Below are 13,644 nucleotides of genomic sequence, written 5' to 3' on the forward strand. Positions count from 1 at the left end.
ACCCCGGCTTTCGCCGGGGAACAGCCGCTTACTTGCCTGAAGGACATATGGGCCGATCGAGTCCGGGGTGACAAGGAAAGACAGGCTGCGCGACCGAATAGTCTTCGCGGGGCGAAGACGGTTTCTAGCGCAACGCCGCCGCGAGGCGCTGGCGCAGCGCCACCAGCGCTTCGACTGGAACCCGGCCCGTCGCGGGCGTCGCAGCCGTCGGCTCGGCGGCGTCCCCGTCCGGCGGCGCGGCGCCATCGGATTCGGACAACGCCTTGCGCGCGCCTTCGACCGTGAAGCCCTGCACGTGCAGCAGATGGTGGATGCGCTCGGCGAGCGCGATGTCGGCCGGGCGATAATAGCGGCGGCGCCCCGACCGCTGGAGCGGCTTCAACTGCGGAAAGCGGGTTTCCCAATAGCGCAGCACATGGGTCGGCACCCCGATCCGGTCGGCGAGTTCGCCGATCGCGAGCATCGCGCCCGCCACCTTGCCGCCCGCCGCCTCGTCAGATTCCGCCACGGCCGACGCCCCGTTCAGCTATCGGCGACGCGGGCACGCATCGCCTGGCTGGCGCGGAAGGTCATCACGCGGCGCGGCAGGATCGGCACTTCGATGCCGGTCTTGGGATTGCGGCCGATGCGCTGCGCCTTGTCGCGCAGCACGAAGGTGCCGAAGCCCGAAATCTTCACATTCTGGCCGGCGGCGAGCGCGTCCGACATATGCGCGAGAATCGATTCGACGATCGCCGCCGATTCGTTGCGCGACAGGCCGATCTGCTGGTTGATCCGCGCCGCGATGTCCGCGCGCGTGAGCGTCCCTGCTACCATCTTCTTCCCTTCCCCTCCTGAAAGCTGGTGCTCGGGAAGGCCCCCACCGTCACGAGTCCCACACGCATGTGTAACAAAAGCGAAGAAATCCGCCAAACTGAAAAGGATGGAGCGAGGAGTTGATGCGGTGAGCCATGCGGGGCCGACTCAATGCGCGGCGATCATACCCGCAGGACGGCCGCGCCCCAGGTGAAGCCGCCGCCCATCGCCTCGAGCACGACGAGGTCGCCGCGCCGGATGCGCCCGTCGCGCACCGCGAGGTCGAGCGCCAGCGGCACCGACGCCGCCGAGGTGTTGGCGTGCTGGTCGACGGTGAGCACGACGCGCTCCGCAGGCAGCCCCAGCTTCTTCGCGGTCGCGTCGATGATACGCTTGTTCGCCTGATGCGGCACAACCCAGTCGATGTCGGCGGCCGAGAGGCCGACGTCCGCCAGCACCTCGCCCAGCACGGCAGCGAGGTTGGTGACGGCATGGCGGAACACCTCGCGCCCCTGCATGCGGACGTGGCCGACCGTTCCCGTCGTCGACGGGCCGCCGTCGACATAGAGCATGTCGCCATATTGCCCCTCGGCATGCAGGCGGGTCGCCAGGATGCCGCGATCGTCCGCGACCTCCTCCGCCGACAGCACCACCGCGCCCGCGCCGTCGCCGAACAGGACGCAGGTTCCACGATCTTCCCAGTCGAGGATGCGGCTGAAGGTCTCGCTGCCGATGACGAGCGCATGCTTCGCGGCGCCGGTACGCAGCATCGAATCGGCGACAGAGAGCGCGTAGAGGAAGCCCGAACACACCGCCGCGACGTCGAAGGCGATGCAGTCGGGCGCGCCGATCAGCGCCTGCACCTTGGTCGCGGTCGCCGGGAAGGTATTGTCGGGTGTCGCGGTCGCGACGATGATCAGGCCGATATCGGCGGGCACCAGTCCCGCCGCCGCGAGCGCGTGCCGCGCCGCGTCGGCCGCCAGCGTTCCCGTCGTCTCGTCGGCCTCGGCGATGTGGCGAAAGCGGATGCCGGTGCGCTCGACGATCCATTCGTCGCTGGTATCGACGCGCTTCGCGAGTTCGTCGTTCGAGACGCGCGTGCGCGGCAGCGCCGAACCGGTGCCGACCAGGATCGAACGGCGCGTCACGCCGCGTCCTCGCGGCGGAAATTGGCGAGATCGTCCGTCACCTGACGCGTGATGTCCTTTTCGATGAGTTCGGCGCACAGGTGCACCGCATTGGCGACGCCCTTGGCATCGGCGCTGCCGTGGCTTTTCAGCACGACGCCGTTGAGGCCGAGGAACACCGCCCCATTGTGGTTGTTGGGATCGAGATGGTGGCGCAGCAGTTCGGTCGCGGGGCGCGAGATGAGGAAGCCGATCTTCGAGCGCAGCGAACTGGTGAAGGCACGGCGCAGCAGGTCGGTGACGAAGCGCGCCGTCCCTTCGATCGTCTTGAGCGCGATATTGCCCGAAAAGCCGTCGTGGACGATCACGTCGACCCGGCCGCGCGACAGCTTGTCGCCCTCGATGAAGCCGGCGAATTCCATCGGCAGGCCCTGCGTTTCGCGCAGGATCGCGGCGGCGTCGCGAATCTCGTCGGTGCCCTTGAGTTCTTCGGTGCCGATGTTCAGCAGCGCAACGCGCGGGCGTTCGAGCCCCATCGCGGTGCGCGCATAGGCGGCGCCCATCACCGCGAACTGGACGAGGTTGGTCGCGTCGCACTCGGTATTGGCGCCGAGGTCGAGCATCACCACGTCGTTGTCGCCGAGCGTCGGCAGCAGCGCGGCGAGTGCCGGCCGGTCGATTCCCGGCATGGTGCGCAGCGCGAGCTTCGCCATCGCCATCAGCGCGCCGGTATTGCCCGCCGACACGGCGCCGCCGGCGTCGCCGCGCTTCACCGCGTCGATCGCGAGCCCCATCGAGCTGCCGCGGCCGTTGCGCAGCGCCTGGCTCGGCCGATCCTCGCCCGACACCACCTTGTCGGTGTGGACGATCTCCGACGCCGCGCGCAGGTTCGGATGGTTTTCGAGCGCGGTCTTGATCCGCGTCTCGTCGCCGACGAGCAGAAAGCGGAGGCCGTCGTGCTGATGACGCGCCATGGCCGCGCCGGCGCACATCACGCGCACGCCGACATCACCGCCCATCGCATCGATTGCGATTCGCGGTGTCAGGCTCATGGAAGCGGCCTCCGATTAATGATCAGGCGCCGACCGACACCACTTCACGGCCATTGTAGTGGCCGCAGGCGTTGCACAGGTTATGCGGGCGCTTGAGCTCGCCGCAGTTCGGGCATTCCTGATAGGCTTCGACCTTCAGGCTGTCGTGGCTGCGACGCATGCCGCGCTTCGAGGGCGAGGTTTTTCGCTTGGGGACGGCCATGATATATCCTGCATTCTTAACTGTTTAACCGAATCGGCGAACCCGGACTTGTCGCCCACCGCCAAGGATGGAAAACGACTGGCCCGCCCGCCGTGCCGAAGGCTGCCCCGCCATGAATCGCGGGAAAATCTTCCGCCGGAAGGTGCCTCAACGCCTGATGGTGTCGGGTGCCGGATCGGGCGCGGCTATAGCGTTTTTGCCCGCAAAGGCAAGCCCCGAGCGCGAACGGGACGACGCTTGCCGATTGTCCGCGACGATGCCACACCCTTGCGGCGCCGGACAGCAGGAAAGAGCCGGGCCACAGACGGGGGAAGCGACATGATCATATTGCCGATCAGCCTGACGATCGCGGCGGGCGCCGCACTGCTCAACATCTGGATCGCGATGCGCGTCGGCCGCGTGCGCGGCGAGGCGAAGGTCTCGATCGGCGACGGCGGCGACGAACGGCTGATCCGCCGCATGCGCGCGCACAGCAACTATGTCGAGAACACGCCTTTCGTGCTGATCCTGCTCGCGCTCGTCGAGCTGGGCGCCGGCTCGTCGATCTGGCTGTGGGCGGTCGGCGCCCTCTATCTGGTCGCGCGCATCCTGCACGCGATCGGCATGGACGGGCTGGGCTGGGCGCGCGGCGCCGGCATCACCGTCACCATGCTGATCCAGCTCGGCCTCGCGGTCGCGGCGCTGCTCACCGTCTATCTGACCCCGACCAGCATCAGCTCGACCCTGACCGAGACGGTGGCGGTGGAATCGGAATAGCGGTTGAACCGGGCCCGGCGGGACCAGGAAGGACTCGTCATTGCGAGCGGCGAAGCCGCGCGGCAATCCAGAGTGGGCGTAGCCCGCCCTCGATTGCTTCGCTCCGCTCGCAATGACGGGAGCGGACCGATGAGTCGGGCGACCTGGAGCGGCGTGCCATGAACCCGCAACGCCCCTTATCCGTTCGTGTCGAGCGAAGTCGAGACACCCATCAGCGCGGCGCAAGGCCGATGCGTGTCTCGACTTCGCTCGACACGAACGGGACGATGGGTCAGATTTAAGGCTTGATGCTCTAGGCCCCCTGGTGCGCGCCCATCGCCATGTCGCCGACATAGGGATTGGTGCGCCGTTCCTGCGCAAAGCTGCTGTGCGGTCCGTGGCCGGGCAGGAAGATGGTGTCATCGCCGAGCGGCCACAGCTTCTGCGTGATCGAATCGAGCAGTTGCTGGTGATCGCCGCGCGGGAAATCGGTGCGGCCGATCGATCCCTGGAACAGCACGTCGCCGACGATCGCGAGCTTCGACGGGCGATGATGGAAGACGACGTGGCCCGGGGTGTGGCCGGGACAATGGATGACGTCGATGACGAGGTTACCCACCGTCACCGTGTCCCCGTCCTTCAGCCAGCGGTCGGGCTCGAACACCTCGCCCGCCATGCCGTAGCGCGCGCCGTCCTCGCCCAGCCGCTCGATCCAGAAGCGGTCGTCCTCGTGCGGCCCTTCGACCGGGACGCCGAGTTCCTTCGCCAGCACGCCCGCCTGACCGCAATGGTCCATGTGGCCGTGGGTGACGAGGATCTTCTCGACCTCCACCCCCGTCTGGCGGATCGCCTCGCGCAGCTTCGGCAGATCGCCGCCGGGATCGACCAGCGCCGCCTTGTTGGTTTCGGTGCACCAGAGCAGGGTGCAGTTCTGCTGAAAGGCGGTGACCGGGACAATCGCGGCCTTGAGCGGGGGATTGGGAGCGTTCATGCGCTTCGATGTGGGGAAATGCGGCGGGGTTGGCAAGGGCGGAGGGACCTGTAGTCGCGCCCTCCTCCCCTCCCGCTTGCGGGAGGGACAGGCGCACTTTCCGATGGTACCGGAATCAGCGCAGCGTCATCGTGTCGCCTTCGATATTCACCGCGTCGAGCCGCGACAGGAAGCTCTGGCCGAGCAGCGACACGCCCATGTCGGCATCGACCACCGCCGCCTGGACACCGCGAACCTCGATCCCGTCCACCTCGACGCTGTCGAGCATCACCGGGCGCATCGGCACCGCGCCGCCCGCGGTGTTCGCCATGCCCGCGACCGGCAGGCGATCGACGTCGATCCCGATCGCCTCCGCATCGCGGCGCGTCAGCGCGACGATCGAGGCGCCGCTGTCAACCATCATGCGGATATTCGCGCCGTCGACATCGGCGTCGGCATAGAAATGCGAATCGCCCGCGCGGCCGATCCGCACCTCCCCCGACCCGCCGCGCGCGGCAGCGGCGGGTGCCGACGACCAGCCATGACGACGCTTCGCGGTGGTCCAGTTGCCGTTCGCGTCGTCATTGTCCGCATCGGCGGCGACTCCGGCATTGCCGATCGACGCCGTCCGGCTGGCGATTCCCGCCATCCCGACCGACACCGCCGCGACCACCGCGACCAGACCCAGCATACGCCCCAACATGGCAGCGATTGTCGCAGGTCGGGGTTGGGGAATCGTTAAGCCGCGGTCAGAATCCGGTGGGCGGCGTTTCGATGAAGGCGCGCCATTGCGGCGATCCCTCGCGCAGCGAATAAGCGATGCGCACGCAGCCATAGGGGCGGCCGGGCGCATTGTCGGCTTCGGCCGCGGTGCGCGGCCAGACGGCTTCGGCCGGGGCGCGGGCGCTCCAGCAGACGAGCGCCTCGGCCTCGGGCCGCGCCGCGATCTCGGCGCGCTCGGTGGCGGAATAGGAGGCAGGGACGCTCCATCCCAGAATGCGGCGCGTCGGCGGTGTCTCGCCCGCGAACAGCGGCGCGAAGGCGCCGCATGGGTCGGCCAGCAGCGCTTCCACCGCGCGGGCATCAGCCGCGCCCAGCCATGGCCCGCCGAGCAGGGGTTGCCAGCGCGCGACATCGCCCGAGCGCAACGCCGCCAGCAACGCGTCGGCCGCCGCCTCGAAACGCGGCAGCCACGGCGAATCGCCGGCAAGGTCCGAAAGCGGCGTCGGAGTCCGCGGCGCGTCGTCCTCATAGCCGGGGACGAGCGGCGCCGCCGCGCGCGGCTCGGCGGCCGGGACAGGCGGCGCGCAGCGGCTCTGCGCCGCGGCGGGCGTCGCGGCCGCCAACAGGCAAAGAGTCAGGATCGCGCGCATGCCGCCATCATAGCGCCACGGGCTGCACGCGTCATGAACCGTCCGACGTCAGCGCCTCGCGCATCCATGCGGGCGCCTTTGCAGCGTCGATCGCCTCGACGCGGCGATGCTCGACCGACCAGCCGAGTTCGGGATAGGCGACCACCTGCCGCCTGGCATCGGCGTCGGCGATCGGCGCGACGACCAGCCGCCGGTTGACCTTCTGCCGCCAGTTCATCCGCGCGGTATTCTCCTGCCCGACATAGCAGCCCTTGGTGAAGCTGACGCCGTGCAGTTCCGCGGCATTGCATTCGAGCCACAGCGTCGTGCCGTCGCCCAGCTCGGTCCGCCCCTCGGTGACGCCGAGCGACAGGCGGTGCGCGTGCCACGCCGCGTCGGCGCCCTCCCCTTCGCCTTCATCGGCCGGGCCGAGCCAGCGCTGGCCGAGGTCGGGAAGGCGCGGATCGGGCTCGCCGAGGTCGCCGTAAGGCGCCCAGTGCACGGACAGGCCGGGCTCGGGCGCGATGGTGATCGCGCGGCGCAGGCGGTAGAGGGTCAGCCGCTTGACCAGCGCCTCGCTTGCTGCGCGCTCGCAGTCGATGAGGATGTCGTCGCGGTCGCCCCAGATCAGGAAATCGAACAGCACCTTGCCCTGCGGCGTCAGCAGCGCCGCCCAGACCGGCAGGTTGCCCGACACGTCATTGGTGACGAGTCCCTGCAGGAAGCCGCGGACATCCTCGCCCAACAGGCGGACGAGGGCACGATCGTCGAGGGTTGTGTTGGCCATGGAGGGACAATAGGGAGCCCGGGAACGAACTTAAAGCCCTTCCCCTGACCGGGAGGGGGGAGTCCAGCATGACCGACCGCCTGATTCTTCGCCGACCCGACGACTGGCACGTTCATCTGCGCGACGGCGCGATGCTGGCGCATGTCGCGCCGTGGACCGCGCGCCAGTTCGCGCGCGCGATCGTCATGCCCAACCTGTCGCCGCCGGTGACGACAGTCGCCGAAGGCGTCGCCTATCGCGAGCGCATCCGCGCCGCGGTGCCCGCCGGGCTCGATTTCACGCCGCTGATCGTCGCCTATCTCACCGACCGCACCGATCCCGGCGAAATGGCGCGCGGCCATGCCGAGGGCGTGTTCACTGCCGCAAAGCTCTATCCGGCGCACGCGACCACCGGCAGTGCGCACGGCGTCACCGACATCGCCAACATCATGCCGGTGCTCGAGACGATGCAGGCGATCGGCATGCCGCTGCTGATCCACGGCGAGGTCACCGACGCGGACGTCGACATCTTCGACCGCGAGGCGGTGTTCATCGACCGCACGCTCGCGCCGCTGGTCACGCGTTTTCCGGCGCTCAGGATCGTCTTCGAGCATATCACGACGGCCGAGGCCGCGCAGTTCGTCGCCGACGCCCCCGCTACCGTCGCCGCGACGATCACCCCGCAGCATCTCCACATCAACCGCAACGCGATGCTCGTCGGCGGCATCCGCCCGCACGCCTATTGCCTGCCGGTCGCCAAGCGCGAGCATCACCGTCTGGCGGTGCGCGCGGCGGCAACCTCGGGTTCCCCCAAATTCTTCCTGGGCACCGACAGTGCGCCGCACGCGATGCATACCAAGGAAGCCGCCTGCGGCTGCGCGGGCATCTTCAACGCGCCCTTCGCGCTCGAAAGCTATGCGACCGCGTTCGACGAGGACGGGGCGCTCGACAAGCTCGAAGGCTTCGCGAGCGAGCACGGGCCGCGCTTCTATGGCCTGCCGCTCAACGAAGGCACGGTGACGCTCGAACGCGGCGCGGTGACGGTCCCCGACCGCATCGGCGAGGTCGTGCCCTTCCACGCCGGCGAAACATTGGGCTGGCGGCTGGCGTAGGGTCCGTTCCCGCCAGTCAGGGCGTCGGCGCGACCCGCGCCCCGCGCGATTTCGCCCAGATATCGAAGCTGAACAGCGCGATGCTGATCCAGATCAGCAGGAAGCAGACAAGCTGCGCCGGTTTCAGCGGTTCGTCGAATAGGAAGAGGCCGAGCAGGAAGACGATGCTCGGCGCGAGATACTGGCAGAAGCCGAGCACGGCGAAGCTCATTCGCCGCGCCGCGGTCGCGAAGAACAGCAGCGGGATCGCGGTGATCGCGCCTGCCGACACCAGCAACAGCGTGATCTCGCGGTCGGAGCCGAATCCCACCCCGTCGCCGGCCGCGACATAATAGACGGCGACGACGAGCGCGGGCACGAACAGCAGCGTCGTCTCGATCGCCAGACCCGGCAGCGATCCGACCGGCGCCACCTTGCGCAACAGGCCATAGAAGCCGAAGCTGAAGGCGAGCGTCAGGCTGATCCACAGCGTTTCGAGCGCACCGCCGAGCAGTAGCGCAACCCCGAGCGCGGCGATCGCGACCGCCACCATCTGGAGCCGCGAGAGCCGCTCGCCGAGGAAGATCATTCCCAGCATCACATTGACCAGCGGGTTGAGATAATAGCCGAGGCTGGTCGCCAGCACATGGTCCGTCACGATCGCATAGATGTAGACGAGCCAGTTGAGCGCGATCAGGATCGAACTCACGAGCAGGATGCGCAGCGTCCGCCAATCCCTGAGCGCCGCCAGATAGGCGCCGATCTGACGGCGGAAGACCATGATCGCGAAGCAGAGCGGCAGCGACCAGAGGATGCGCTGCGCCAGCACCTCGACCGGCGGCACGCTGACCAGCAGCTTGAAGAAGATCGGGACGAAGCCCCAGATGCCATAGGCGGCGAGTGCGTAGGGCAGCCCGCCCTGATCGCTCCCCTGCGCGGCAGTGGCTCGGTTCATCGCACGGGTTCGCCCGGCCGGCTGGTCAGAGGATGCCGCCGCCGAGCATCAGGCGTACCACGCCTACGACGATCACGACGATATTGAGGTTGCGGCCGCTCGTCCGTCCCGACATCGCGCCCAGCGCCAGCCCGACGATGGCGATCGGCACGATCACCCAGTTCGCCCAGCCGAGCAGCGGGATGAAAGCCGGGATGGCCAGGACCAGCGCGAAAACGCCGATGACAAGCGAAAGGAGGTTGAGCATGGCTCTATGTCGCACGGTCGCCTGCGCCCTTCAAGCCTCTTCGGCGGTCGCACGGCGATAGCCGCGATGCGAGAATTGTCTCGGTTCATCTATCGAAATACTCGCTTCGTCTTGTTGCGCAGGGTTCATGCAACGCAGTCCAGACAAGGCTCGTTCTCCCCATCGAAGCGTTCGCCGTCCGTGCGGCGGTCAGGGCGCCAGACCAGGAAAGGATTCATGATGCAGAATTTTACCAAAGGCCTGATTGGCGCTTTCGTCGCGGCAAGCGTCGTCGGCAGCGCCCCGGCCTACGCCGGCCTGTCGAGCGCGGTTGCCGCTCCGGGCTATCACAAGGCGGAGGCTTCGGCCGATTATTACAAGAAGCGCAAGCACCGCCGCAATTATGCCTCGCGCGACGAGCGGATCAATTCGAACACCCGCATCTGGCGCGACAGTGACGGGCGCTATCGCTGCAAGAAGGACAATGGCACGACCGGCCTGTTGATCGGCGGTGCGGTCGGCGGCCTCGCCGGGCATGAGATTGCCGGCGGCGGCGACAAGCTGCTGGGCACGGTGCTCGGCGCGGCGGGCGGCGCGCTGCTCGGTCGCGAGATCGACCGCGACAAGTATCGCTGCCGCTGATCCAGCGGATTCCAATGCGGGGGGCGGGTCCGAGACCCCTCCATCCGCTCCCCGCATGGAAGAGGGCGTCGGCCTGGCGGTCGGCGCCCTCGTTCATTGGGGCCATTGTCGTTCGGGCAAGCGAGGCCCTGTTCCCCGGCGAAAGCCGGGGTCCACGCGGGGCGGCAGCTCATGCCATCTGGACCCCGGCTTTCGCCGGGGAACGGTTAGCTGTTGAAAAAGAGAGGGTTGCCAACTTGTTTCGGGATCCATGGTCTGCGCTGTTCATGGTGCGGCGTCGAAGAAGACGGTGGGGCCATGGATGCTGAAACGCGTTCAGCATAAGGAGGGAAAGAAGAAAGGAAGGAAGGGCATCAGCGGGCTTGCCCCTCGCCCCGCCTTGTCGCACAACCGGTCGCCCCGGCGCTTGCCGAAACGCCCTTCGGAAAGGATCGCCATGCTCAACGGCCCGCTCCTCGTCACCGAACGGCTGATCCTGCGCCCGCCGGCCACCGAGGATTTCGACGCTTTCGCCGCCATGTGCGCCGAAGAGGAGACGATGCGCTTCATCGGCGGCACCTGTCCGCGTTCGTCCGCATGGCGGCATTGGTGCACGCTCGCGGGCGCGTGGCATATCCGGGGTTTTTCGATGTTCTCGGTGATCGAGCGCGCAACGGGCGAATGGGTCGGGCGGCTGGGGCCCTGGGAGCCCGACGGATGGCCGGCGCCCGAGATCGGCTATGGCGTGCGCGCCCGCTTCGCCGGCAAGGGCTATGCCTTCGAGGGCGCGGTCGCGGCATGCGATTTCGCGGTCGAATTTCTGAAATGGCCCGAACTGATGCACAGCATCGACCCCGCGAACGGCCGCTCGCAGGCACTGGCGCGGCGGCTGGGCGCCACCAATGCGGGCCCGACCCGCCTGCCCCCGCCCTTTGAGCACGCCCCCGTCGACGCCTGGACGCAAAGCGCGGAGGCATGGCGGGCCAAACGCAAGGAATTCCGTCCATGACCGATCGCCATGTCGACCCCGAACGCGCGCAGTTCGACGCCTTCAAGGCGCTGCCGCGCGATACGCCGATCCATATGCTGAACCTCGTGCGCTTCCGGGCCGAGGCCGCCTACCCGGCCGAACACCCGCTCGCGGGCAAGGGGCTGAGCGGCGCGGAGGCCTATGCCCATTACGGGCGGGACAGCGGCCCGGTGTTCGAACGGCTCGGCGGCCGGGTCGTCTGGCGCGGCACGATGGAGGCGATGGTGATCGGCCCGGCGGATGAAAGATGGGATGCGGTGTTCGTCGCGCAATATCCGGACAGCGGCGCCTTCATGGCGATGGTGACCGACCCCGTCTATCGCGAGGCGGTGGTTCACCGGCAGGCGGCGGTCGAGACCTCGCGGCTGATCCGCTGCGCGCCGGGAACGGCGGAAACGAAGGGTTTCGCATAGGGCGCGCGGTGCGGCCGACGGAATAGCGTCTCGCTCCGGCACAGTTTTCGGCTAACAAATCCTTGCCTGTTAACGCTTTTTCCTCACATCTTCTTAACCAGCTTCCGGCAAGCCCAAGGCCAAGAGATTAAGGGAGTGTTAGCAATGATCGTGCGGGGAAAATGGCTGGTTGCCGGCTTGCTGGTGGCGACGGCGGGGCTCGCCGGCTGCCGGGACAATCCCGCCGCCAAGGCGGAGTTGAAGCCGCTCGACGACGGGCTGACCAACACCGACCCAAAGGTGAAGGGCGCGCTCGAAGACAAGATCATGGTCGATCCGAAGCTGACCGGCCAAGCGAACCGCAACGCGGTCGGGCCGGGCAACCGGCCGGTCGACGGCGGCGTTCCCGGCATCGGCGCCGGCAAGGCGGCGACCGCGGCCGAAGCCGCGGCGGCGATGAAGGCGGGCAAATTGCTCGCCGCGCCCAAGGCGCTGCCGTTCGAGGCGAATTGCGACGGGTGCGAGGCGAAGCGGCCCGTCACCATCGGCGCGCTCGCCCGCGAGCAGGCGAAGGGAAGCTGCGATGCGAAGCTGACCTATGGCAACCAGTGGGCCGACCGCCTGCCCGCCGCCTTCCCCGTCTATCCGCGCGCGACGCTGCGCGAGGCGGCCGGAGTCGCCGGCGGCCAGTGCAACATCCGCGTCGTCAATTTCCAGACCGCCGCCTCGCTGCAGGGCGTTCTCGACTATTATCACACGATGGCGATCCGTGCCGGCTATACCAGCGACCATCGGATCAACGGCAACGAGCATATGCTGGGCGGCACACGCGGCGACCTCGCCTATGTCGTCTTCGCGCGCCGCGACGGCGGGGTGACCGACGTCGACCTGGTGGCGTCGGGCGGAAAATAGCGGGCGAATTTCGGTATCAAGACCGGTGGGGTCCGGCCTTCCGCAGGCGGGGCTCCTCTTTCGATCCGCATCTCCACAGGCCATGGAGCGCGATTGTCAGGCAAGAAATGAAAATGCCCCGGAGAGAGGGGAGCTCCGGGGCATTTTCCATGTGCGGTGAAGGCTATCGTCAGACCTTGTCGCCGAGCGCGCCCTTCACCTTGCCGCTGAGATTCTGCGCTTCGCCCTTGCGTTCCTGAAGCTCGCCCTCGGCGCGCAGGCGCTCGTTGTCGGTCGCCTTGCCGACCGCCTGCTTCGCATTGCCGATCGCTTCGTTCGCGAGGCCCTTGGCCTTGTCTTTCATTTCACCCACGGGGGAATCTCCTTGTTGATCGAGGCCGCATCGCCTCATGCCCGATCAACGCACCGACCGGGCCCATGTTCCACGGGCGCGGTAAAACGCGCGGTCCGCGAGGCAGCCCGGGTGGATCAATCCCCCGCCGCGGCGATCCCGTCGAGCGCCAGCGGATCGCGGATCGTGATGCGATTGTAATCGGTCGCGATCAGCCCCGCCTCCTCGAAGCCACGCAGCAGCCGGTTGACGCTCTGGCGCGTCACGCCCAGCATCGCGCCGAGCTGTTCCTGCGGCAGGCGGAGGCCGAGTTCGGTGCCATCCTCGCCCGCGATGCCATGGATGCGCGCGAGCCCGACGAGCGTCGCCGCCATCCGCTGCTCGAGCGAGCCGAGCTGCTGGTCGTTGAGCAACCGCAGGCTGTCGCCCTGGCGCGCGCACATGAACAGCGCGATGTCGCGCCACAGCGCCGGTTCCGCATCGAGGATCGCGATCAACGCGTCGGCGGGCAGGTGGAGCAGGATGCTGTCGGCATGCGCGCGATAGGCGAAATGGATGGGCTGGCGGTCGAGCAGGCGCACGAGGCCGACCACGTCGCGCGGACCGGCGAGGCCGAGCACGAATTTTTTGCCCGCCGCCGACACGCGACTGATCTCGATTCCGCCCGAGACGATGACGAAAGCCTCGCGCCGCCGGGGATCGCGCGGATAGATTTCGGTGCCGCGCGGATAATGTCCGGCCCGCGCGATCGCCGCGAGATCGGCGAGCCGCGCCGCGGGCCAGGCGGCGAAAAGCTGACAGGACCGCAGCATCTCCAGCCGCTCCTCGCGGCTCCAGCGGTGCTCGCCCTGCTTCGCCTGCCCCCTCGCCATATCCAACCGGCCTCCCGCCCGTCGTTCTAGTTACCTGAATCTGAAGTTCGCCACATCGATTCCGTCACCCCGGGCTTGGCCCGGAATCCCGCTTCCTTTCGCGCGCGGACGGAGGAAAAGCGGGACCCCGGGTCAAGCCCGGGGTGACGATGAGGACAAAAACTTTGATTCCACCATACTAGAGCGGCGTACAATAAACCTGCAACGCCCCTTAT

Annotated in this window: 19 protein-coding genes; 6 read left to right on the forward strand and 13 right to left on the reverse strand. The window is 67.9% G+C overall.

The annotated features are described in order from the left end of the window. Window positions 1-124: 124 nt before the first annotated feature. From SGR02S_RS16635 to rpmF, 5 genes are all read right to left on the reverse strand, one after another. Window positions 125-463, reverse strand: a complete 339-nt coding sequence (locus SGR02S_RS16635) for a MerR family transcriptional regulator (RefSeq protein ID WP_067112525.1) — start codon at window positions 461-463, stop codon at window positions 125-127. Window positions 464-522: 59 nt separating this feature from the next. Further along, window positions 523-816, reverse strand: coding sequence for an integration host factor subunit alpha (locus tag SGR02S_RS16640; protein WP_067112480.1), 294 nt, complete (start codon window positions 814-816; stop codon window positions 523-525). Between the two features lie 161 nt (window positions 817-977). Continuing rightward, window positions 978-1,943 carry a beta-ketoacyl-ACP synthase III gene (locus tag SGR02S_RS16645; protein WP_067112483.1) on the reverse strand — a complete coding sequence of 322 codons (966 nt, stop codon included), beginning with the start codon at window positions 1,941-1,943 and terminating at the stop codon, window positions 978-980. Beyond that, window positions 1,940-2,974 (reverse strand): phosphate acyltransferase PlsX, encoded by a 1,035-nt coding sequence (plsX, locus tag SGR02S_RS16650; protein WP_067112487.1) that lies wholly within the window; start codon window positions 2,972-2,974, stop codon window positions 1,940-1,942. Before plsX ends, SGR02S_RS16645 begins: the two co-directional genes overlap by 4 nt. Before the next feature lie 22 nt (window positions 2,975-2,996). Continuing rightward, the gene (gene rpmF, locus SGR02S_RS16655; RefSeq protein WP_056348227.1) at window positions 2,997-3,176 is read right to left on the reverse strand and encodes a 50S ribosomal protein L32; all 180 of its coding nucleotides are present in this window, start codon (window positions 3,174-3,176) and stop codon (window positions 2,997-2,999) included. A gap of 318 nt (window positions 3,177-3,494) precedes the next feature. Between rpmF and SGR02S_RS16660 the strand changes: the two genes are divergently transcribed. Next, complete coding sequence (locus SGR02S_RS16660) at window positions 3,495-3,932, forward strand: MAPEG family protein (RefSeq protein ID WP_174521672.1); 438 nt, start codon at window positions 3,495-3,497, stop codon at window positions 3,930-3,932. 292 nt (window positions 3,933-4,224) lie between these two features. On the opposite strand, the gene SGR02S_RS16665 is transcribed toward SGR02S_RS16660, so the two are convergent. The 4 genes from SGR02S_RS16665 to ygfZ all read right to left on the reverse strand — a co-directional run bounded on the left by SGR02S_RS16665 (window position 4,225) and on the right by ygfZ (window position 7,020). Beyond that, the gene (locus SGR02S_RS16665; RefSeq protein WP_067112490.1) at window positions 4,225-4,902 is read right to left on the reverse strand and encodes an MBL fold metallo-hydrolase; all 678 of its coding nucleotides are present in this window, start codon (window positions 4,900-4,902) and stop codon (window positions 4,225-4,227) included. A gap of 115 nt (window positions 4,903-5,017) precedes the next feature. Further along, entirely contained in the window at window positions 5,018-5,584 is a 567-nt protein-coding gene (locus tag SGR02S_RS16670; RefSeq protein WP_067112493.1) for a retropepsin-like aspartic protease family protein, read from the reverse strand. Window positions 5,585-5,630: 46 nt separating this feature from the next. After that, entirely contained in the window at window positions 5,631-6,254 is a 624-nt protein-coding gene (locus SGR02S_RS16675; RefSeq protein ID WP_067112496.1) for a hypothetical protein, read from the reverse strand. A 31-nt stretch (window positions 6,255-6,285) separates the two neighbouring features. Further along, window positions 6,286-7,020: a CAF17-like 4Fe-4S cluster assembly/insertion protein YgfZ gene (gene ygfZ / locus SGR02S_RS16680; protein ID WP_067112499.1), complete on the reverse strand. Its 735-nt coding sequence runs from the start codon at window positions 7,018-7,020 to the stop codon at window positions 6,286-6,288. Window positions 7,021-7,088: 68 nt separating this feature from the next. Here ygfZ and pyrC point away from each other — a divergent pair, with 68 nt between their 5' ends. Beyond that, on the forward strand, window positions 7,089-8,111 hold the full coding sequence (gene pyrC, locus SGR02S_RS16685; protein WP_067112502.1) for a dihydroorotase: 1,023 nt from the start codon (window positions 7,089-7,091) through the stop codon (window positions 8,109-8,111). Window positions 8,112-8,127: 16 nt separating this feature from the next. Here pyrC and rarD read toward each other — a convergent pair whose 3' ends face one another. Together rarD and SGR02S_RS16695 are read right to left on the reverse strand one after the other, a co-directional pair. Beyond that, window positions 8,128-9,045 (reverse strand): EamA family transporter RarD, encoded by a 918-nt coding sequence (gene rarD, locus SGR02S_RS16690; RefSeq protein ID WP_067112504.1) that lies wholly within the window; start codon window positions 9,043-9,045, stop codon window positions 8,128-8,130. A 25-nt stretch (window positions 9,046-9,070) separates the two neighbouring features. Beyond that, on the reverse strand, window positions 9,071-9,292 hold the full coding sequence (locus tag SGR02S_RS16695; RefSeq protein ID WP_067112507.1) for a hypothetical protein: 222 nt from the start codon (window positions 9,290-9,292) through the stop codon (window positions 9,071-9,073). 216 nt (window positions 9,293-9,508) lie between these two features. Between SGR02S_RS16695 and SGR02S_RS16700 the strand changes: the two genes are divergently transcribed. From SGR02S_RS16700 to SGR02S_RS16715, 4 genes are all read left to right on the forward strand, one after another. Continuing rightward, window positions 9,509-9,913, forward strand: a complete 405-nt coding sequence (locus tag SGR02S_RS16700) for a glycine zipper 2TM domain-containing protein (RefSeq protein WP_337180464.1) — start codon at window positions 9,509-9,511, stop codon at window positions 9,911-9,913. Between the two features lie 436 nt (window positions 9,914-10,349). Beyond that, window positions 10,350-10,901, forward strand: a complete 552-nt coding sequence (locus SGR02S_RS16705) for a GNAT family N-acetyltransferase (RefSeq protein WP_067112511.1) — start codon at window positions 10,350-10,352, stop codon at window positions 10,899-10,901. Further along, entirely contained in the window at window positions 10,898-11,335 is a 438-nt protein-coding gene (locus tag SGR02S_RS16710) for a DUF1330 domain-containing protein (RefSeq protein WP_067112514.1), read from the forward strand. The genes SGR02S_RS16705 and SGR02S_RS16710 overlap by 4 nt, the downstream gene beginning before the upstream one ends. A gap of 144 nt (window positions 11,336-11,479) precedes the next feature. Further along, window positions 11,480-12,226: a hypothetical protein gene (locus SGR02S_RS16715; protein ID WP_067112517.1), complete on the forward strand. Its 747-nt coding sequence runs from the start codon at window positions 11,480-11,482 to the stop codon at window positions 12,224-12,226. Between the two features lie 169 nt (window positions 12,227-12,395). Here the strand turns inward: SGR02S_RS16715 and SGR02S_RS16720 are convergent, their stop codons facing one another. Both SGR02S_RS16720 and SGR02S_RS16725 read right to left on the reverse strand, forming a co-directional pair. Continuing rightward, window positions 12,396-12,578, reverse strand: coding sequence for a CsbD family protein (locus SGR02S_RS16720; RefSeq protein WP_067112520.1), 183 nt, complete (start codon window positions 12,576-12,578; stop codon window positions 12,396-12,398). A 116-nt stretch (window positions 12,579-12,694) separates the two neighbouring features. Further along, window positions 12,695-13,429 carry a Crp/Fnr family transcriptional regulator gene (locus SGR02S_RS16725; RefSeq protein WP_067112522.1) on the reverse strand — a complete coding sequence of 245 codons (735 nt, stop codon included), beginning with the start codon at window positions 13,427-13,429 and terminating at the stop codon, window positions 12,695-12,697. Window positions 13,430-13,644: the final 215 nt, after the last annotated feature.

Origin of the sequence: Sphingopyxis granuli NBRC 100800 (assembly GCF_001591045.1) — a bacterium.
GTDB classification, from domain to species: Bacteria; Pseudomonadota; Alphaproteobacteria; order Sphingomonadales; family Sphingomonadaceae; genus Sphingopyxis; species Sphingopyxis granuli.

Excerpts from the sequence above, each read along its gene's own strand:
- SGR02S_RS16725 (WP_067112522.1), bottom strand. The coding sequence starts at position 13,429 with ATGGCGAGGGGGCAGGCGAAGCAGGGCGAGCACCGCTGGAGCCGCGAG.
- plsX (WP_067112487.1), bottom strand. The coding sequence starts at position 2,974 with ATGAGCCTGACACCGCGAATCGCAATCGATGCGATGGGCGGTGATGTC.
- SGR02S_RS16715 (WP_067112517.1), top strand. The coding sequence starts at position 11,480 with ATGATCGTGCGGGGAAAATGGCTGGTTGCCGGCTTGCTGGTGGCGACG.
- rpmF (WP_056348227.1), bottom strand. The coding sequence starts at position 3,176 with ATGGCCGTCCCCAAGCGAAAAACCTCGCCCTCGAAGCGCGGCATGCGT.
- SGR02S_RS16710 (WP_067112514.1), top strand. The coding sequence starts at position 10,898 with ATGACCGATCGCCATGTCGACCCCGAACGCGCGCAGTTCGACGCCTTC.
- pyrC (WP_067112502.1), top strand. The coding sequence starts at position 7,089 with ATGACCGACCGCCTGATTCTTCGCCGACCCGACGACTGGCACGTTCAT.
- SGR02S_RS16670 (WP_067112493.1), bottom strand. The coding sequence starts at position 5,584 with ATGTTGGGGCGTATGCTGGGTCTGGTCGCGGTGGTCGCGGCGGTGTCG.
- SGR02S_RS16635 (WP_067112525.1), bottom strand. The coding sequence starts at position 463 with ATGCTCGCGATCGGCGAACTCGCCGACCGGATCGGGGTGCCGACCCAT.
- SGR02S_RS16700 (WP_337180464.1), top strand. The coding sequence starts at position 9,509 with ATGATGCAGAATTTTACCAAAGGCCTGATTGGCGCTTTCGTCGCGGCA.
- rarD (WP_067112504.1), bottom strand. The coding sequence starts at position 9,045 with ATGAACCGAGCCACTGCCGCGCAGGGGAGCGATCAGGGCGGGCTGCCC.
- SGR02S_RS16675 (WP_067112496.1), bottom strand. The coding sequence starts at position 6,254 with ATGCGCGCGATCCTGACTCTTTGCCTGTTGGCGGCCGCGACGCCCGCC.
- ygfZ (WP_067112499.1), bottom strand. The coding sequence starts at position 7,020 with ATGGCCAACACAACCCTCGACGATCGTGCCCTCGTCCGCCTGTTGGGC.
- SGR02S_RS16640 (WP_067112480.1), bottom strand. The coding sequence starts at position 816 with ATGGTAGCAGGGACGCTCACGCGCGCGGACATCGCGGCGCGGATCAAC.
- SGR02S_RS16695 (WP_067112507.1), bottom strand. The coding sequence starts at position 9,292 with ATGCTCAACCTCCTTTCGCTTGTCATCGGCGTTTTCGCGCTGGTCCTG.
- SGR02S_RS16705 (WP_067112511.1), top strand. The coding sequence starts at position 10,350 with ATGCTCAACGGCCCGCTCCTCGTCACCGAACGGCTGATCCTGCGCCCG.
- SGR02S_RS16660 (WP_174521672.1), top strand. The coding sequence starts at position 3,495 with ATGATCATATTGCCGATCAGCCTGACGATCGCGGCGGGCGCCGCACTG.
- SGR02S_RS16665 (WP_067112490.1), bottom strand. The coding sequence starts at position 4,902 with ATGAACGCTCCCAATCCCCCGCTCAAGGCCGCGATTGTCCCGGTCACC.